Origin of the sequence: Bifidobacterium tibiigranuli, from assembly GCF_022655035.1 — a bacterium.
Lineage (GTDB): Bacteria > Actinomycetota > Actinomycetes > Actinomycetales > Bifidobacteriaceae > Bifidobacterium > Bifidobacterium tibiigranuli_A.
Genome location: NZ_JALCUA010000008.1, coordinates 82,049 through 101,452, shown reverse-complemented (window position 1 = coordinate 101,452; position 19,404 = coordinate 82,049). Strand labels below are relative to the sequence as shown.

The following is a 19,404-nucleotide window of genomic DNA, read 5'->3' as shown; positions in this document are numbered from 1 at the left end:
GTCACCTCAGCTCGAAGGTCGTGGCGCCGATGCGCACCGGCACGCGGGCTGCAAGCACGGTCGGCTCGCTGATGCGGCGCTGATTGACCGCGGTGCCGTTGGTGCTGCCCAAGTCCTCGATGGCCCAATCGCCCGAAACCGGGTCGCGATAGACCCGTGCGTGATGCGACGACACGAATTCGTCGTTCATGACCACCGTGTTGGATGCGGCGCGGCCCAGCGTGATCGGCTCATCGCCCAGCGGCACCGAGGAGCCGGCCAGCGGGCCGTCGATGACCACGAGCAGCGCCGGGCTGGACGCGGGTTGAGATGCAGATGCGCCAGCCGATGCAATTGCCGACTCGGGCATTTGCGTGGTGCTCGGGTGCGTCGCGGGCGTTACCGGTGTTGCGGATACTGCTGCTGCGGTGGCCGGTGCCGACGCTGGGGCTGGCGCGACCGGTGCGGAGGCGGCCTTGCGGGCCCGACGCTCGGCGCGTCGATGGGCGCGGGATTTGCGCGGGCTGAGCGACGTGATGTCGCGGTGCAGCGAGCGCACGGCGAGCCAGGCGAACACCCATAGCAGAATGAGGAATCCGTATTTGAGAATCGCGAATGTCAGTTCGGTTAACATAGCTTCGAGCGGTGGCTTATCGCGTCAGTCCTGATCCTGCGAAGAGGCCCAGTACAGGATGCGGGTGCGGCCGATCGTGATGGTGTTGCCATCGAGCAGCGTGGCGGCGGGCACCTGATGGCCCTCCACGTACGTGCCGTTGGTGGACCCCAGATCGCGTGCGATGACGCCGTTGTCGGTGATGTCGATTTCCAAGTGGTTGCGCGAGATGCCCGGGTCGTCGATGACGATATCGCAGCCGGAGCCGCGCCCGATAACCGTCTTCTCCTTGGTGAGCAGGTACTGGCTGCCGTTGATCTCAAGCATCGGGCTGTCCTGCGCCTGATCGTCCGTGGTGACCGGCACCGCGTTGCCCTTGACCGACTCGGAAGACAGGTTGAAGCTGCCCTTGCCCAGGTCCAGATCCTCTTCGAAGATCACGACTACCGGACCGACGAAGGCATAATGCTGGCTTTTCGCGTACTGCGTGAGATTGTCCGCCAGCTCATTGGCGAGAGTCTCGCTGCCCCACTGCTCGATATGATCGAAGTCGGGGGTGCTGAGCTTGAAACGGTACTCATTCGGGGCCACCGTACGGTCGCGGCCGACAGGCATGGCTTCGGCGTCGATCTCGCGCTCGAGGGCGCTTGAGAGGTCGACGGGCTGCAGGTCCTTGGACCCGAATTTCGCAAACACACCGTTGACGGCACCTTCGACGCTCTTTTCAAAACGGTCGAGAACGCTCATAGTGATCCCTTTCTATCCTCACCCATCCTACGCGGCAAGGCGAAATGGGCAAAAAAACGTTGCGGATACGTGCAAATTCTTCATCGCTGGGGATGCCATCATACGTCATAGGCCTACCTATTACTCGGTTGCCATGTATTCGCTGCGCATTTGCCATGCATTTGCTATGGGTTTGCGTGGGTGCGGGCCTCACATATTATGGTCTGTGCATGTTCTGCGTCGCCTTTTGTACGCTATCGCGTGGCTGACGTATGAAATGTAACGTTCATGGCCTGCATAACGTGCCGTTTTGTACGGCAGTGTCGTCTTAGCGTACAAAAGGCGACGGTCGATGTGTTGCGGCTTCCGTAGTGACGAATGGCGAAAGGGCGCAGGAACCGGGAGGCGGGGGCCGAGAGCGGTTTTTTGTGGCACCGAGGCAGTAGCCTAGAGAGCATGAGTGTTTCACAAGCGATACGAGAATTTCCCCGCCTCAAGGCCCGCACCCTGCGCTTCACCTGCGGCGCGCCACGGTCGGCGACGGCTATCGGCGACGGCACGCGCGCGTTGTTCCTGCGTTCTGACGGCCCCGAAGACCTCGTGACCGCGCTGTGGCTGAGCGTTGTCGGGCCTGATGGCGGGCATCATGAGCTGCTGCTGGCCGACCCGCGCGAGCTGCTGGCCGACGCGGAGGGCGAGGATGTGCCGCCCGAGGAATTGGCCCGTCGCGAACGCGCGCGCGAAGGTGGGCGTGGCATCGTGTCGTATTCGGCTGATGCGGCTGGCAATCGCGTGGTTTTCACCATCGACGGCAGACTGTTTCTCACTGATCTCGCCCACATCGACGCGGACGGCCAGGGCGCGAGGACGCGACAGCTGGGCGTAGCCGATCTGACTGAGGAGCATCCCGAGTACGCGCCGGTGCTCAACCCGCGCATTTCGCCCGACGGCCGGCATGTGCTCTATACCACTGGGCGCCATTTGGTGATGGTCGATATCGCCGATTGGGATGATGTGGATGAGGTCGGCGAGGTTGGCGATGTTGCCGAGGCTGGCGATGGCACTACAGACGAAGCCAGTTTTTCCGATGTCTCTGGCGCGCATGATGACGCCGACGTTCTCAGCAGTACTGGCGACTCCGATGCGGGTGCATCCGATGACGCGGGCGACGATGACTACGCTGCGAATATGGCGGCGATAAGCCATGCTCATGCCGCGTATTCTCATGTCCATCGCTGCGGCGAGGAGGAGGACGAGGTCGTGTCGGCGGGCGACCACGTCTCCGCGCTGTGGGGCATCGGCGGCGATGACGAGGAGGATGACACCTGGCGCATCGGCCTGGCCGAATTCGTCGCGGGCGAGGAGATGGACCGCTACGACGGCTTCTGGTGGTCGCCCGATTCGGACGGCATCATCTTCGAGACTTTCGACAGCGCGCCCGAACCGGTATGGCATATCAGCGACCCCGCCGACCCTGAGGTTCCCGCAAGCGCTCGGCGCTACCCGCGCGCGCTGACGCGCAATGCCGATGTCTACTTGACGCTGGCCGGACTCAGCTTTGACGGGCGCGGACATTCCTGCGGTTTGGACGTGCGGCGCATCGCTTGGGATCGTAAGGCTTACGAATACGTGGCGGCGGTGCGCTGGTCGGCTGGGCATCGCCCGCTGCTGCTGGTGCAGAACCGGCGGCAGAACCGCGATCAGGTGCTTGCCGTAGAGCCTACCGGCATGACGAGCGTGCTTGAGGAGCATGCCAACGAGCAGTGGCTCGACCTGATTCCCGGCACGCCGGCCTACACGCCGGACGGGCGGCTGCTGTGCGCGGCGAATGATATGGCAGCCGACACCAATCGGCTCACCATCGACGGCAAGGCCTTCACCCCGGCCGGATGGCAGGTGCGCGAAGTGCTCGACGTGCGCGACGATAATGTGCTGGCGGTTGTGCAGCGCACGCCGGAATTGGATGATCTCGCAGGAGACGGTTCGGACGTATCTCTTGCCGAGCATGACGCCCGTAGCTTTGATGTGGTCGCCTTCGATTACGAGGGGAATGTCACCCCTCTCACCGGCGAGCCTGGCGTGTACACGGCGTCTCGCGCGGGCTGCGGACTGGTCGTCACCGGGCGTTCGATGCATGGTCCCCACGCGACGATGACGCATATTGCCATGGCAGCGGCGGCGGATGGCACTGAGGCGTTAGGTGATAAGACTGCCGCTTTGGATGCTGCCGCTCCGAAGACCTTCCGCGCCGCAATCGAGAACCACGCGGCGACTCCCGGCTTCACGCCGAACACTACGTTCATGCAGCTCGGCGAGCATCGGCTGTTCACCGCCATCACACGGCCGAGCGCCGAAAGCCCGTACGCGCATGCCGACAAGCTGCCGGTGCTGTTGAAGCCGTATGGCGGGCCGGGCTTCCAGCAGGTCGCGTTCAGCGAGTCCTATTACTGGGAGTCGCAGTGGTGGGCCGATCAGGGCTTCCTCGTCGTCACCTCCGATGGGCGTGGCACCACTGGCCGTGGCCCGCGTTGGGATCGCGAGATCTTCGAGAATATGAAGGAAATCTCGCTCGCCGATCAGGTCGAAACGGTGAAAGCGCTTGCCAGCGCGGAGCCGCAGGCAGATCTTGACAAGGTCGCAATGATTGGATGGTCCTACGGCGGCTACCTCTCCGCGCTCGCCGTGCTGGATGCGCCGGACGTCATCCATGCCGCCTGCGCCGGCGCGCCGCCGACCGACTGGACGCTGTACGACACGCACTACACCGAGCGCTACCTCGGCCTCGACCCGGCGGTGTACGAGCGCAACAGCATCATCGCGGACGCGCCGAAGCTACGCCGCCCGCTCATGCTCATCCACGGCTTCGCTGATGACAACGTGACCATCGCGCATTCCCTGCGCCTCTCGCAGGCGCTGATGGCAGCCGGCTGTCCTCATACCTACTTGCCGCTGACCGGCATCACGCATATGACCAACGATGAGGCGGTCGCCGAAAACCTGCTCACCCTGCAGCGCGACTTCCTCTACAACGCGCTGGGCATGAACGCCCGCTCGGCGCGCCTGTCCGAAGGCTGCTGAAATCCGGGGATGTGGGGCCGGTGGGGTCCGCGAGGCCCGCTGTATGTGTATGCATGCGTAACTAGTACGTTTGTCACGCAAAACATGGGATTTGCGTGACAAACGTACTAGAAGAGACGATTCCTCGGACTCTTGTCACGCAAAGCAGCCTTGTAGCGTGACGAAAGTACTAGGAGTTGCAAGCTACTCGCTGCTTGCGTTCGTCGTGACGGCGTGTACATGCGTAGGCGACTTGGGCGATTAGGATGAAGGCATGCAGATGCCACTGGTCAAGACACTGATTGATGAGACACCGATTGATGAAACCCTGATCGATGAGACGAACTATGCGGGCGAGATGCGGGGCAAGGTGCTGCCTGCGCTGGCCCGGTGCCGTAGCGAGGGCTGGATGGAGCCGGCTGAGGCCGATGGCCTCGCACCGGTGCCTTCGCCGGGCAAGCTGCACTATCTGTGCTACGACGCAGCGGAATTCAGGGCCGCGCAAGGCAACGCCGGGGCCAGATCGTGCGGCACCGTGGTCATAGTGCACGGGTTCTCGGAATTCGCCGCGAAATACAGCGAGATGATCTGGTATTTCCTGTGCCAGGGCTATTCGATCTGCATGCTCGAGCATCGCGGGCATGGCTATTCGCCGCGCGACATCGACGATCCAGCGCTGGTGTGGATTGACGGTTACCGCCGCTATATCGCCGATCTGGCGCAGTTCGTCACCACCATAGGCAAGCAAAGTGCGGATGGCCGGCCGCTGTACCTGTACTCGCATTCGATGGGCGGCGGCATCGGGGCCATCATGGTGGAGCGCTACCCCGCGCTGTTCGACAAGGCGGTGCTGTCCAGCCCGATGATCGCCCCGCAGACGGGCATGCCGACATGGCTTGCGCGGCCGCTCATGTCGCTGATGTGCGGCATAGGGCAGGGGAAGCATGTGGTCTTCGGGCAAGGTGGTTTCCCTGCGGAATTCAGCATCGAGGGCGAGGAGGCGATGAGCGAGGCGCGGGCGCATTGGTACTACGATCGGCGAGCCGAAGATGTGCATTACCACAGCAATTCGGCCACCTACGGCTGGGTGCGCGAGGCACTGAGGATGTCGCGCGAGGCGCTGCGGCCCTCGGCATGCGAGCGAATCGAGACCCCGACGCTGCTTTGCCAGGCGGGCAAGGACATCTGGGTGCTCAACGAGGCGCAGAACCGCTTCGTTCGGCAGGTGCAAGACGCGGGCGGCAACCTGCGCATGGTGCGTTTCGCCGACTCGGCACACAACATGTTCTGCATGCCCAATCGCGCGCTCGGCCCGTATCTCAACACGCTGTTCAGCTTCCTCGGCGATTCGACTCGGTAGGTATCGACTTGGTAGACATCGAATAAGTAGACACGAATCAACCGCGTAACGTGCTTCGTATAGGCTCCTTTAGGTTCAAGCGCAAGGCCGCCGCGCTCGCAGGCGACTTTGGTTCCTGTTTCCAGTACAGTGGGTGGCGTGATTCGCCGGCAGACGCTGACAGCAGCGCGCGGCGCGAAGAGAGCGGCAGCGGCAAGAGGGCAGGGACGCAGGCAGGAAACGGCGCAACAGTCGCAAAACAGGAGCCACAAGGCAATAGCCATAAGAGTAAGGACTGGAAACAGGCATGACATACGATTTCACTTCGATCATCGACCGGCACGGCAAAGACGCGCTCGCGGTGGACGGCTTGGGCGGAGCGCATTGGGGCATCGCGCCCGACGCGCCGCAGGACGGCTTCGATGCGATTCCCATGTGGGTGGCGGATATGAACTTCGCGACAGTTCCCACGATTACGGACGCGATTATCACGCGGGCGCAGCATCCGGCCTTCGGCTACTTCGAGCCCACGGACGAGTATTTCAATGCGATAATCGACTGGCAGCGCAGCCGCAACGGCGTCGAAGGGCTGACGCGCGAGGCCATCGGCTACGAGAACGGCGTGCTGGGCGGCGTGATTTCCACGCTGACGTCCTTCGCCGCGCCTGGCGACGCGGTGCTCCTGCACAGCCCGACCTACGTCGGTTTCACGCGCAGCATCGAGTCGAACGGCTACCATATCGTGCACAGCCCGCTGGTCAGGGACGAGCAGGGCGTGTGGCGTATGGATTTCGAGGATATGGATCGCAGGCTCAAGGAGAATCAGATTCATGTGGCGGTGTTCTGCAGTCCGCACAATCCGTGCGGCCGGGTCTGGGAGCGCTGGGAGATCGAGCGGGCGATGGAGGTGTACCGCGCCAATGACTGCGTGGTGATTTCCGACGAGATCTGGTCCGACCTGACCTTGGGCGAGCACAGGCACATCCCCACCCAGTCGGTGAGCGAGGATGCCCGCAATCGTACGGCGGCCTTCTATGCGCCGAGCAAGACCTTCAACTTGGCTGGGCTCGTCGGCAGCTACCACATCATCTACAATCCGGCGCTGCGCGACCGCGTGGTGTCGAAGGGCGCGAAGTCGCACTACAACGATATGAACGTGCTCTCGATGCATGCGCTGGTCGGCGCGTATTCGCCCGAGGGCCACGCATGGCTTGACGAGCTGCGCGCAGTGCTGACGGGCAATGTGGACTACGCCTGCGACTACATCGCAGAGCACTTCGCCGGGATTGACGTGTTCAGGCCCGAAGGCACGTACATGCTGCTGCTGGATTGCACGCAGTGGTGCACCGAGCACCATGAGAGCATCGACGAGGTGGAGCATCGGGCCTGGAGGGTCGGCGTGGCCGTGCAGGACGGCCGCCAGTTCAACGCCCCCTGCGCGCTGCGTGTGAACCTCGCGCTGCCGCTCAGCCTGGTGAAAGAGGCTATGGCGCGGCTGAGTACATATGTGTTCATTAATGCATGAGTAGAATGACGCTGTATGGAGCAGCTCGCGAACATTGTGCGCGGGCGGGCGGAACGATCGGACGGCGAAGGAGTGCATATGAAGAACCTGTTTCTTGCCTCGCGCTTTTTCCCGGTCGCAGGGCGGCTGCCTGATTTGTTCGGAAGCCTCGAAGGGCGCCGGGCGGTACTCATCCCGACCGCCGGCATCGTCAGCCGGGTGAAGCTGCCCGTCGGCCTGCATGTCAAAGAGCTTGCCAGACTTGGCGTGACGACTCAGGAACTCGAGATTTCCTCGGCATCGCACAGCGAAATCGCGCAGGCGATTCGCGCGGCCGACATCGTATTCGTCAGCGGCGGCAACACCTTCTTCCTGCTGCAGGAGTTGAAACGCTCCGGCGCGGACAGGCTTATCGCCGAGCATGTGGCCCAGGGCAAGCTGTACATCGGCATCTCCGCGGGCGCGGTCGCCGCTGGGCCGGATATCGAATACATCAAACCCATGGATGACCATCGCAAGGGTGCCGGGCTGCGCGGCGATTTCGCTGGTCTGGACCTTGTCGCGCTTTCGGTCATGCCCCATTGCGGCGACATCCTGTTCGGCAAGGCCGCGCAGCGCATCCTTGCCCGAGGCGATGCGCGACTCGATCTCAGGGCGCTCACCAACCGGCAGGCCATCGCCGTGCGAGGCGCGCAAACCAGCACTGTCGCATCGCGCGCGCATTACCGACGGCAGGCTTAGCGGGCCTAGCGGGCTTAGCGGCGCATTGTTGCTCCTGGAACTGAGCGCAATCCACGGGAAAGCGTGTGAGTATGCTTGCCGTTATGGATGGTTCTGAGGGCTCTGATGACTCTGTAAACAGCGCGGTTGCCGCCGCGTATCAATCGTTTCGGCATCGCGCGCCGCATGTGCTGCTCGGCGTCACGGGGTCGATTGCAGCGTTCAAGGCATGCCAGCTCGCCTCCGATCTGACCAAATCCGGCTGCCGGGTTCGCGTCATCATGACCGCTGCGGCGCGGCAGTTCGTCGGCACGGCGACATTCGACGCGCTGACCCATAGCGTGACGCGGACCGAGATGTTCCCCGAAACCGAATACGCACTCTCGATGGAAGGCGACGGCGCCGACAATCGCGATTTTGGCGTGGGAATCAGTCATATCGAAGACGCCAAATGGGCGGATATCGCGGTCATCGCACCGGCGACAGCGAACAGCATCGCCAAGCTGGCCGCAGGACTGGCTGACGACTATCTGAGCACGACGATGCTTGCCGCCACCTGCCCGAAGCTGGTGTGCCCCGCGATGAATGTGCACATGTACGAGAACCCGGTGACGCAGCGCAACCTTGCTGTTTGCAGGCAGCTCGGGTATCGGCTGGTGGAGCCGGAGACGGGAATCCTGGCCTGCCAGGACGTCGGCAAGGGGCGGCTCGCGAATGTCGCGACCATTGAACGTGCGATTGCCGATATGCTGCGAGCAGCGTTGCTGGTGCTGGTGCCGGTGAGTGCATCGTCGCAGGCGCCGTCGGGCTATATGTCGCCCGAATCGAGTGGGTATGGACAGACATCATCGCGTGCCGGCGCACCCGAATCCGGCAGAAATGGGCAGGCGGCGGACGCCGTGAACGAGACGAATACTGACGGTACCGTAAGCGAGACGACGAATGCTGACGACAACGACAGCGACGAGCGACCGCTTGCGGGCCTGAGCGCGCTGATTACCGCCGGTCCGACGCAGGAGCCGCTCGACCCGGTGCGCTACATCACCAACCATTCGACCGGCAAAATGGGGTATGCGCTTGCTCAGGCCGCCAAGGCATTGGGGGCTGAGGTCACGTTGGTGTCCGGGCCAGTCGCGCTGCCCGAGCCGGCGGGCGTGAACGTGGTCCACGTGCTCAGCGCCGAGGATATGTTCGAGGCCGTGCAGCGGCATTTCGCCTCGGCGGATATCGTAGTCATGGCTGCTGCGGTCGGCGATTTCCGGCCCGAGCATGCGGATGCCGAGAAGATCAAGAAGCAGGGTCGTGCTGATCTGACGGTGCGGCTCGTGTCCAATCCCGACATTCTCGCGTGGATGGGTGGGCATCGGCGCACCGATGGCTCACAGGCGTTGTGCGGCTTCGCGATGGAGACCCAGGATCTGATTCATAATGCGGCCAGGAAGCTGCTCGCAAAACGCTGCGACATGCTGGTGGCGAACGACCTGCGTGAACCCGGAGCGGGCTTCGCAACCGACACCAACGTCGTCACGATCCTGACTCCGGCCGGCGGCTGCGGGGATGATGACGATAACGGTCTACCCAATCAGCAGGTGCGCACCGAGCGTCTGCCGCAAATGCCGAAAACGCAGTTGGCGGCGGTGATTCTGCGGCGCTTGGCGGGCATTCGGGCGCAGGCAGCGGCGTGAGCCATGCATAACTGTTTTATTTGTGGTATCAACCGGACTATGCTGATGCGTTCTTTTGTAACTGAATAGTTCACTGCCTTTGCGACAGCTCAGACTAACCTACATCTACACCTATAGCTGTTGGCTTTGGCTCGCGGCGTTCCGGTGCACATCGAGTTCGAAATCGGTGAACGCGGCGATCATTGCGCGGAAAGTCGCCTCGACGACGTCCGGCGACGCGCCGAAATCCGTGGCGAGCTGGCGAACCTTGCGAATTTCCTGCTCGACCCTGTCTGGAGCGTGCACGGCGCCTTCATCCTTCTTGAGCTTGCCGACTGCGGCGACCCACTGCTGCCGTTCGGCGATAAGCCTGATGATCTGCTCATTGATACCGTCGATCTTGGCGCGGGCCTCAGCGATGTCGTTAACTGAATCTGAATCACTCATGGCTTTCATGGTACTGCGGTCTGTTCGTCGGAACATGGATTCTTTTGTGCTGCCGCTCGAATCACTGCGATTGAGATTTCATCAGAGAGACCGCTGCGCTAGGCTTGACCCATGTTCCCCTTGCTTGAGACTCTTGTCGCCGTGGTTGAGATCGGCCAGTTCACACTGGCCGCCGACGAGCTCAAGGTCTCGCAGTCCACGGTCTCCTCGCGTATCGCGCAGTTGGAGCGGATGGTCGGGGCGCCGCTGTTCGAGCGGCATGCGAAAAGCGATGTGACGCCGACCGAAGCGGGGCTGCTGCTGTATCGCGCGGCGACCGGCATAGGCGACTCGTGGCGCGAAGCCTGCGAGCAGATCGCGGCAAGTCGTGAGCACCGCGAGCCGTTTCTAGCGCTGTTCTCCCACACCGCATCCGAGGTGCTGCTGCCCTCGGCGCTGGCTGCCGCGACGCCCGAGCTTGCGCAGTTTGACCTGCGCACGGCGACGATGAATTCCGACGCGATTCTTGAGCGCACCGGCATGAAGACCGCGCAATTGGGCATCGTGGAGAAGCCCATCGTCAACGAGTCGGTGAGCCGCGTCACCCTGCGCGCGGACCGGCTTGTGTGGGCGGGGGCGCAAGATGGCGTGTGGCTCGTGCGCGAGCACGGCTCCGGCGTGCGCTATTACACTGACCTGTTGTTCAAAACCCTTGGCACCGTTCCAGCGCACAGCATCGAAGTGGCCAGCAATGCGGCGATCGTGGCTTCCCTTGCCGCCGGATTCGGCCAGTCGATCGTTTCGCAGGCCGCCGTGCCCGCCCATGTGCCGACGCGCGAGCTGAGCGGCGAATTCGTGCGGCGCTTCTACGCGCTGATACCGCGCTCCGGCCTCTCGCGGGTGCAACGAGTCTTGGCCCACACAATGGTCGACGCGATGCGCGGGTGAACGGCAGGTGGTTGAGCGAGAATCTGCTCGCTGAGTGCGTGGTTGCGTGTGATTGAGCTGTTTTCGGTGTCCGAGGTGGCTGGGAATCCTGAAGTTTTTGCATGAGAACCGTGCATCTCGCTTGTGTGAGGCGTTATTGGGGTGCCCACGGGGGGTGGCTGATTCTTCCGATGAATGTACGAGTGGTAACCGCAGTAACCCACATGGTATCGAAATAACCAATGATAAATATTGATTGATTTGATTTGACCGATACTTGTTGCGTCTGGTTGAATGGTCGTCCATGAGAGAGTTCCAGAAGAAATGGGCGCAGCGCGTCTTCACCGTTGACATGCTATTCGTCGCTGTCGTGACGCTCGTCGCGTCGCTGATCGGCGCTTGGCTCAAGCAATATCCGGGGTTCAGCCTGTTCGGCGCACTGATTATCGCACTGCTTATCGGTATGCTGTTGCAGTTCCCGATTCGTCGGTGGTACGTCGGCGCTTCCAAGAGTTCGCAGCAACGCCGTGCCGGTGTCAAGGACGCTGCCGGACTGATTTCCAACAAGCTGCTGCGCCTGGGCATCATCCTGCTCGGTTTCAAGCTCAACCTCACCGTGCTCTTCACCCAGGGCCTCAAATGCCTGCCCATCGCGGCTCTCGTCGTCACCTTCACCATCGTCGTGACCTACGCCATCGCGCGCAGGCTCGGCGTCGACCCGATGCTGGCGATTCTGGTCGCAGGCGGCACCGGCATCTGCGGCGCGGCAGCCGTGATGGGCCTGTCCGGCGCGATACGAGTCCCCGAAGAACGCGAAACGGAGAAGGCCGACGACGTGACCATGGCCGTGGCGACAGTGGCGATTATGGGCACGGTGTTCGCGCTCGCCGAGATCGCGCTCGGCCCGCTGACCGGCATGAGCCACACGCAGCTTGGCATTACGGCCGGCGCATCCCTGCACGAGATCGCGCATGCCGTGGCGGCCGGAGCCGCATTCGGCGCGGTGGATATCGCAACGATCATGAAGCTGTCGCGCGTGCTCATGCTGGTGTTCGCGGCCATTATCATCGCCGTCTGGTGGGATAAGCGCCACAGCCAAGTAGCCGGCGACGGCAAGCGCGTGGTTGCGTTCCCGTGGTTCATGCTCGGCTTCATCGCGGCCTCGGTCATCGGCACCTTCGTGCCCTTCGTCGCCGCAATTACCGCGCAGCTGGTGAACATCGCCTACATCGTGCTCGGCATGGCCATGGCGGCCCTCGGCCTGACCGTGAACTTCAAGGCCATCGCCGTCCAAGGTCGCCGCGTCTTCCTGGCCAGCTTCCTCGCCTCGATTCTGCTCATGTTCCTAGCCGCCGGCATCGCCGTGTTGCTCTTCTAAAGTGTGCTGCTTGCCGTGCCGGTGCCCAATGCGGCTTGCGCCCAATGCTAAAGCCTGATGTACCAGCCGTGCGACCGCTGCTGCTGAGCAAGAAATACAATGCCGGAGGGCACCACATTGATGCGGGGGTCGAGCGCCGAGGCCGGTATGCCGTGGGTGCGCATCGCTTTAGCGCAGGCGACGACCGTCAGTCCCTCGGGGATGTCCGCGCCGTTGAGCGCGCGTGTCCCCTCGATGGCAGTGTGATTGACGACGAGCAGAACGCGGTCGTCGCAATCCGGGTCATGAAGAATATCGGATGCCAGCGCCAGGCCACGCGCGACATCGCTGCCGTCGTCCGAAGCGTGCAGAATCACGGGGCCGTCTTCACATGTATTGTCATCTGCCATAGCTCTACACTATCGCGTCGGTTACTGTCTCTGCGTTTGCTGTCTGTTTTGCCGTCCGTATTGCGCCACGCTTCGGCGCGCTGCGGCCGCAAAGCGTTATTGTTTCTGATATGAAATTGACAAAATGGGAGTCGCTGACGGAATGGCCGCTGACAGTGCTGTCGGTGCTGTTCCTCGGAGTCTATGCGGGGCAGATCCTCGCGCAGCCGCGTGGTTCATGGAACGCTGCGGCAAATATTGCGATGAATGCGTTATGGCTGATTTTCGCGCTGGATTACGTCGTTGCGCTTGTGCTGGCGGAGGACCGCAAGGAGTATTTCAAGCATCATATCTTCGATCTTGCGGTCGTGCTGCTGCCCATCATCCGGCCGCTGCGCGCACTGCGCGTGCTGACCGCGCTCAACGCCTTGCACCGCACCACCGGCATGGCGCTGCGCGGCAAGATCATCATCTATGTGACGGCCTCCGCTGTGCTGCTCGTACTCGTCGGCTCGCTCGCCGTCCTCGAAGCGGAGCGCTATGCCCCCGGCGCGACGATCAGGACGTTTCCCGAGGCGCTGTGGTGGACCTTCGTGACGATAGCCACGGTCGGCTTCGGCGACTACACGCCGGTGACCGCCACCGGACGTCTTATCGCATTCGTGCTCATGATTGCGGGCATCGGCATCATCGGCGTGGTTACGGGCACGTTCGGCTCGTGGATCGTGGAGGAGGTGAGCGCTGAGACGGAGCGCACCACCGAAATCACCCGTGAGGAAGTCGAGGCTGTGGCGGCGCGCCTTGATCGCATCGAGCGCATGATCGCCGAAGTCCGCGAGGAGATGCACGACGGCGCTAACGGCGGCAATGTGGCCGGTGCGGATGATAATGCCGGCGGCGCCGCTATCAGTGACAGCATTGCTGAAAATACCTGAGATAGCTGGCATCAGCACCAAGTCAAATGAACCAAAGCCCTGATAGTTTTCCTGATTACGGCGGATATGGGTCGCGCTTCCTCGGTTGACATATTGTGAGCTCGCATTGGCCTTCCGAGGCACCTGCCGAGGCGTATGCGGCAGCTCTGCGAATGCACTGTGAAATTAATTAAGCAGATTCGAGCGAATCAAGGGTTCGCGCGCGCCGCAACGGCTACACGGCAAAGTCCGGAATCGTTGGTATTCCGCCAAAATGGTTGACGTTAGATTCACGGCATACTTTTCCAAGTGCTTAATAGACGAAAAAAGTGCTTAATAGATGGTTGCGGCCTTGCAGCGGTGTCTTCACGCATTTGGCTCAACCGTCACCGGCCCCACACGTTTACTAAGCACTTTTTTCTTCTATTAAGCACATGCCAAAGTAGACGCCTCATATGCGCTTACCGGAATCGTTGGTATTCCGCCAATCCTGAATGCTTGGCAAAGCCACAAAAGACCCTGCGCAGGCATCCGCATGAAGAAATGTGCTTAGTTAATGGTGAAGGGTGCGGGTGAAGCAAGCGAAGCAGCGTGGGCGAAGCAGTGCAGGCGACAGAACATCAATCACGCATAGATGTTGCGCGGGCGAATGTCGTTCGGCAGGCCGTCGAGCAGTGTGCTCACGGAGCCGGATTCGAACACCGAGCGGATGCCGGCGGCCAGCAGCGGGGCGACGGACAGCACGGTCATGTTCGGCAGACGCTTCTCCTGAGGCACGGGCACGGTGTCCATGAGGACGATTTCGCGCGCGCCGCAGTCTTTCAGCCGTTCGACGGCTGGCCCGGAAAGCAGTCCGTGCGTGGCGACGAGCGTGACGCTTTTCGCGCCGGCGTCGTGCAGGGTGCGCACGGCCTCGCAGATCGTGCCGGCCGTGTCGATCATATCGTCCACAACGATGCAGTCGCGTGCTTCGACATCGCCGATGATGCCATGCGCCTCGGCGTGGTTCGGGCGCGTGATGTCGCGCGTCTTATGGATGAAGGCGAGCGGCAGCCCGCCGAGCTTGGCGGCCCACTGCTCCGAAACCCTGATGCGCCCGGCGTCGGGGGAGACCACGGTCGCCTCGGCCAGCGGCACGCTGCCGCGCACGTAGTCGAGCAGCACCGGCATGGCGGTCAGGTGGTCGACCGGGCCATCGAAGAAGCCCTGCTCCTGCGGCGCGTGCAGGTCCACGGTCATGATGCGGTCGGCGCCGGCGGCGTGGAACAGGTCGAACATGAGCCGGGCGGTGATGGGCTCGCGGCCCTGATGCTTCTTGTCCTGGCGCGAATAGCCCAGGAATGGTGCGACGACGGTGATTGATCGGGCGGAGGCTCGCTTGAGCGCATCCACCATGAGCAGCTGCTCCATGATCCATGTGTTGATCGGGTCGGTATGCGCCTGAATGACGAAGGCATCGGCCCCGCGCACCGGTTCGGTGAAGCGCACGTACATCTCGCCGTTCGCGAAGTCATAGGCGGTGGTGTCCACCAGCTTCGAGCCCAGACATGCTGCGGTCGCCTGCGCCTGTTCCGGGTACGCGCGACCCGTCACAACGACCAGCCGCCTGTCCGGAGTGCCTTCGAGAATCGCCGACATGTTTCGCCTTCCCATGACATGAATGTGACGTGCACTGCTTGGTGTTCGGGTTTCATCACGCTTGAGCCGAAATCGAGCCGCCTTCCAATATACAGGCATCTCGGAGCATCATCAGACGGCGGGTTGCCCAAACGTGTGGTAAATGTTGCCCAAACGCACGGAAAATATGGAGAAAACGTGAGATGAACGCAACTGAATGCGAATCAGAGGTCGTGCAATGCTGCTTCCACGATTGCGGGCATGCCGGTGCGCGGCGGGCGTTTTGGTGGTACGTGAGGTCTGCTGACGTATGGAAGGGCCTAAATTGTACGGGGGGGGGTATTTTGAGGCGGGAACAGGTTATGTGAGCCTTGGTGCTGCATATGCATAGTGGCGGTGGGGTGCCTGCGCGAAATGAGCGGTTTCGAGAGAATCTTTAAGCAAAGGGGTTTCCATGAAGAAGCGTTTTGCCGCGGTGCTTGCCACGGCGGCGATGCTGGTGGCGGGCGCGTTCGTCGCGCCGTCCGCGTCGGCGGATACGGGCAATACGTCCGATACGGCCAAGGCCATCGCGGTGAATACGACTGTGTCGGGCGCCGTAGGTACTGACTATGGTAGCTATGATAACAACTGGTTCAAGTACACGATTCCAGCGAAAGGCAAGGTCTGGATAAGCGGTAGTAATCTAAGCGACCCTGATGTTCGTTTATTCACGAGCGCTGGTAGCACGCAGCAACACGATGACAATGGCGCTGCCTCTGACGTTCACCGTTTTCCCGCTGGCACATATTACGTGCGTATACAAGCTTGGTTTCCTAAGACTTCTTATACGCTTCGCGTCAATTATGTGAACGAGGGCAGTAAGCTTACCGAGGTCGAGCCGGACAACAATCCTTCTGCCGCCACGCCTGTCAAGCTGAACACGTTCTACGCCGGCAATATCGCCAGCGGCAGTGATACGGATTGGTTCAAGTACACGGTTCCCGCGAAGGGCAGTGTGCGGCTCGACATGAATACGAACACAGACAGCGGTGACTATGTTTTGAGCATGTATACGTCCCCGGGCGGTTATGCCGACTACGATCCCGTTGACTATGTACGGTGCAGTTCGGGTAGTGGCTATTGCAATACGCCGGCGCACTCCCTTGCAGCGGGCACGTACTATGTCAAAGTGAACGCCGGCTATTCCTGGGATGACGCCGACTATCAGCTGAAGGTCAGCTACACCCCCGCGACTCCCGCTCCTGCTCCTGCTCCTAAGCCGACATCTAAGCCGACTCCGGCGGGGAAGGGAACTCCGGTGCCGGTGTATCGCGTGTACAACAAGAACTCCGGGCTGCATCATTACACGACGAGCCTGGGTGAGAAGGACGCGCTGGTGAAGCTGGGCTGGAAGTACGAGGGCGTGTCGTTCAACGCGGCCAAGCAGGGCTCCGCCTCGGGCCTGGTGCCGGTATATCGCGAGTACAACCCGCACAACGGCAATCACAACTGGACGCTGAATCAGGCGGAGCACAATAAGCTTGTGAGTCTGGGCTGGCGCAGCGAGGGCGTGGCGTGGTATGCGAATCCGGCCGGCCCGGTGACCGTGTACCGCCTGTACAACCCGCATTCGGGCGAGCACGTCTACACGACGAGTGCCACGGAGTATGCGGCTGTCGGCAAGGCCGGCTGGCATCAGGAAGGCACTGCCTGGAAAGGACTGTAAACCGGCTGTCGCCACAATCTGATCTCTAGACTCAGGGGTGCGGACGAAAAGTTGGAATGCTTTTCGCCCGCACCCTCTTTTGGTTAGCGTCCGGGTTGTAGCGACAGTCTTCCTGTAATGGCACGAAACGGACGCTGATGAGCACTCAGCGTCCGTTTCGTTCGATTAGCCCTCGGGTAGCGCTACACAACGGTCTGTAAGGCTTCGTTAGCGTCCGGATTGTAGCGTTAGGGCATAGTTAGCGCTACGAAACGGACGCTAATCTTGCCTTCGCGCGCGCTGCAATCTGCGCGGGCGTCGGTTGAACGTAGCCGCCGGCGAGGAACTTGCCCATTCCCGGCATGGAGGCGATGATGGTCGGCCCGACGCGCATCGCCAATGCCTCGATGATGAAGGCCCACAGGCCCGCGATGATGAAGAACCATGCCGCGATGGCGATGGAGAAATGATAGGGGTGAATCTCGCTCGTGAGATCGTAGTTGCTCAGAATGCTGCTCAGCGCCCCTGAGAAGCCATTGAAGCTCAGCGAGGCTCCGAAGCTCATGATTACGGTGAACACAATCCAGAGCACGCCGACTGCAACCGGGCTTTTCCACGTGTGCTTCCACGCGGCGTACCAGGGATCCTGCATATTGCGCAAGGACGTGCGCAGCACGATGACGATTGTGGCGAGGACGAAGGCGAGGAACAGCAGCCACAGCTGCCATCCGACGGCAACGGCAGGGGAGGAGTCAATCGAGGTGCTGGAACCGGCAGGCTTGGCGAAGCCGAACAGAGAGAAATTCAGCGCCGGACCGTAGCCGCTGTACGCGATCGTGCCGAATGCGGCCAAGGCGAACAGCGCAACCGGAAGATAGGGGAAGGCGAGGAACAGCAGCAGAAACAGTTTCGGCTGATGCGTCTGCGCGATAAGCCAGATGAATACGACGACGCCGATGACGGTGAAGACCAGCCAGTAGATGGCAAACGATTCAACGACGGTGCGCACGAATCCGCGGGTGCGGTGCGTCCAGCGCCACAGCGCAAGGGCGACATTGCTGCTGTCCGGGGCGAACCGCGCCATCGCGTAGCCAATCAGCGCGCCGATGCCTGCGAGCAGGAAGCCCATAGCGAAAGTGCGCAGCGAAGCGCCGTCCAATGCGCCGGATGCGGAGAATTGATCCGCCGACCCCTTGATGCTCAGCGGGAACAGCGCACCCAGTATGAGCAGAACGAGCCCGGAGCCCAGGCCGATTATCGCGGCGCTCGCGGCTCCATCCCAGCGTACTTGCACGGGGGCTTCGCGTTTGCGGGCGAGCATGTATGAGCCGAATGCCGCGCCGATGAGCAGCGCGAGCCCGGACAGGCCTACCGGGAGCCAGATTGAGGTGTGTACGCCGAGCTGCTGCAGCGAGACGTATGCGTTATTGCTGCCGACCGGGCCTGAAGCTTGCACGGAGAAGCTTCCTGAGAGCCCCGCAATCACTATCGCGACGAGAATCTGCACGAAATTCGGCATGGCGATATACGCATCTGAGCCGTCGAGCGCATAGGAGACGCTGGAATTCGATGACGACAGCGCGGACAGCCACGACGATGGCGGAATGACAATCGATATGCATAGCGCGGCGACGAGCCCCACGGCCAGCGCCGCCCCTAGGCCGGTGCCAAGTGAAACAAGCATGGTTTTCAGGCTGGCGGGGTTGAACAGGCGGCCGATGAGCGGATTGCTCGTGATTGGGTTCGCGGGTGCGGCGGCGGTTGGAGCGATCGGGGACGTGGCTGGCGAGATTGCGGGCGGCACGGCTGCGGGTGCGGGAGCAGTGGTAGCTGGTGCGGTGGGTGCAGGTGTGGGTGCCACGGGTGTGTGTGCTATGGGTGCGGGGACTGTTGCGGTAGGCATGGCTGGAACCTGCACGGGCGTGACGGGAGTTGCCGATGCAGCGAGGTTGACCAAGGGAGCTGTCTGCCCAGTCGGAGCTGAGGCGGCGGTTTGATTGATCTGTGCGGTTACTGGCACGGTTTGACTGACGCCAGCAACCGGCGCGGCTGTAGGCTGCACGGCTGTAACCGGCGTGGGCGTTTGCGGCGGCGCTGCCATGGCGACCCGCTGCCCGCAGCGGGAGCAGAATTTCGCGTTGTCGTTGAGTTTCGTGCCGCATTGGCTGCAGAACATAACTTCCCCTTCGTTCGTTTCCTGAACGTCGTTGACAAGATTTCTGAACGTTACGTGTAGACTATCAGCAGATATCGTCACGGATGCGGCACATATTGGTGTTCGCAGCCATGCGATGCCCGCGACAGGCCGACGTGCGGCGCAGACCTGCCAATTCAGGGAATGTTGCGACACAAAGGAGTCTGCAAGCATGTACTGCACGCAATGCGGCCACAAAATCGATGACAATGCTGCCTTCTGTGACCAATGCGGCGCAGCGACTGCGCAGAGTGGTGCTTCGCTGGGTGATGCCGAAACTGTGGCAGCCGA

Annotated in this window: 15 protein-coding genes and 1 pseudogene; 10 read left to right on the top strand and 6 right to left on the bottom strand. The window is 61.8% G+C overall.

Features of this window, described 5'->3' with window-relative positions; genetic code table 11:
- Position 1: 1 nt before the first annotated feature.
- Both LKK40_RS08615 and LKK40_RS08610 read right to left on the bottom strand, forming a co-directional pair.
- Complete coding sequence (locus LKK40_RS08615) at positions 2–613, bottom strand: FHA domain-containing protein FhaB/FipA (RefSeq protein WP_304310274.1); 612 nt, start codon at positions 611–613, stop codon at positions 2–4.
- 24 nt (positions 614–637) lie between these two features.
- On the bottom strand, positions 638–1,339 hold the full coding sequence (locus tag LKK40_RS08610) for an FhaA domain-containing protein (protein ID WP_152581473.1): 702 nt from the start codon (positions 1,337–1,339) through the stop codon (positions 638–640).
- A gap of 435 nt (positions 1,340–1,774) precedes the next feature.
- Here LKK40_RS08610 and LKK40_RS08605 point away from each other — a divergent pair, with 435 nt between their 5' ends.
- From LKK40_RS08605 to LKK40_RS08585, 5 genes are all read left to right on the top strand, one after another.
- Positions 1,775–4,396: an alpha/beta fold hydrolase gene (locus LKK40_RS08605; protein WP_304310273.1), complete on the top strand. Its 2,622-nt coding sequence runs from the start codon at positions 1,775–1,777 to the stop codon at positions 4,394–4,396.
- A gap of 253 nt (positions 4,397–4,649) precedes the next feature.
- The gene (locus tag LKK40_RS08600) at positions 4,650–5,735 is read left to right on the top strand and encodes an alpha/beta fold hydrolase (protein WP_237564508.1); all 1,086 of its coding nucleotides are present in this window, start codon (positions 4,650–4,652) and stop codon (positions 5,733–5,735) included.
- Between the two features lie 286 nt (positions 5,736–6,021).
- Positions 6,022–7,239: a MalY/PatB family protein gene (locus tag LKK40_RS08595; protein WP_152581471.1), complete on the top strand. Its 1,218-nt coding sequence runs from the start codon at positions 6,022–6,024 to the stop codon at positions 7,237–7,239.
- 15 nt (positions 7,240–7,254) lie between these two features.
- Positions 7,255–7,959 (top strand): Type 1 glutamine amidotransferase-like domain-containing protein, encoded by a 705-nt coding sequence (locus LKK40_RS08590; RefSeq protein ID WP_304310272.1) that lies wholly within the window; start codon positions 7,255–7,257, stop codon positions 7,957–7,959.
- 83 nt (positions 7,960–8,042) lie between these two features.
- Positions 8,043–9,623 carry a bifunctional phosphopantothenoylcysteine decarboxylase/phosphopantothenate synthase gene (locus LKK40_RS08585; protein ID WP_152581469.1) on the top strand — a complete coding sequence of 527 codons (1,581 nt, stop codon included), beginning with the start codon at positions 8,043–8,045 and terminating at the stop codon, positions 9,621–9,623.
- Between the two features lie 111 nt (positions 9,624–9,734).
- Here LKK40_RS08585 and LKK40_RS08580 read toward each other — a convergent pair whose 3' ends face one another.
- Positions 9,735–10,049, bottom strand: coding sequence for a chorismate mutase (locus LKK40_RS08580; RefSeq protein WP_152581468.1), 315 nt, complete (start codon positions 10,047–10,049; stop codon positions 9,735–9,737).
- Between the two features lie 111 nt (positions 10,050–10,160).
- Between LKK40_RS08580 and LKK40_RS08575 the strand changes: the two genes are divergently transcribed.
- Positions 10,161–10,976 (top strand): LysR family transcriptional regulator, encoded by an 816-nt coding sequence (locus LKK40_RS08575; RefSeq protein ID WP_304310271.1) that lies wholly within the window; start codon positions 10,161–10,163, stop codon positions 10,974–10,976.
- Positions 10,977–11,259: 283 nt separating this feature from the next.
- Entirely contained in the window at positions 11,260–12,333 is a 1,074-nt protein-coding gene (locus LKK40_RS08570) for a YeiH family protein (protein ID WP_152581466.1), read from the top strand.
- 47 nt (positions 12,334–12,380) lie between these two features.
- On the opposite strand, the gene LKK40_RS08565 is transcribed toward LKK40_RS08570, so the two are convergent.
- A complete protein-coding gene (locus LKK40_RS08565; RefSeq protein WP_152581465.1) occupies positions 12,381–12,722 on the bottom strand; it encodes a hypothetical protein in 342 nt (113 codons plus the stop codon).
- A 110-nt stretch (positions 12,723–12,832) separates the two neighbouring features.
- Between LKK40_RS08565 and LKK40_RS08560 the strand changes: the two genes are divergently transcribed.
- Positions 12,833–13,636 carry a potassium channel family protein gene (locus LKK40_RS08560; protein WP_152581464.1) on the top strand — a complete coding sequence of 268 codons (804 nt, stop codon included), beginning with the start codon at positions 12,833–12,835 and terminating at the stop codon, positions 13,634–13,636.
- Positions 13,637–14,239: 603 nt separating this feature from the next.
- On the opposite strand, the gene LKK40_RS08555 is transcribed toward LKK40_RS08560, so the two are convergent.
- Entirely contained in the window at positions 14,240–15,253 is a 1,014-nt protein-coding gene (locus LKK40_RS08555; protein ID WP_152581547.1) for a ribose-phosphate diphosphokinase, read from the bottom strand.
- A gap of 433 nt (positions 15,254–15,686) precedes the next feature.
- Here LKK40_RS08555 and LKK40_RS08550 point away from each other — a divergent pair, with 433 nt between their 5' ends.
- Complete coding sequence (locus LKK40_RS08550; RefSeq protein ID WP_152581463.1) at positions 15,687–16,940, top strand: pre-peptidase C-terminal domain-containing protein; 1,254 nt, start codon at positions 15,687–15,689, stop codon at positions 16,938–16,940.
- Between the two features lie 244 nt (positions 16,941–17,184).
- Here the strand turns inward: LKK40_RS08550 and LKK40_RS08545 are convergent, their stop codons facing one another.
- Positions 17,185–19,095, bottom strand: a complete 1,911-nt coding sequence (locus tag LKK40_RS08545; protein ID WP_162000791.1) for a zinc ribbon domain-containing protein — start codon at positions 19,093–19,095, stop codon at positions 17,185–17,187.
- Positions 19,096–19,210: 115 nt separating this feature from the next.
- Here LKK40_RS08545 and LKK40_RS10725 point away from each other — a divergent pair.
- Positions 19,211–19,324 (top strand): annotated as a pseudogene (locus LKK40_RS10725) (hypothetical protein); the annotation flags it as partial.
- Positions 19,325–19,404 lie beyond the last annotated feature (80 nt).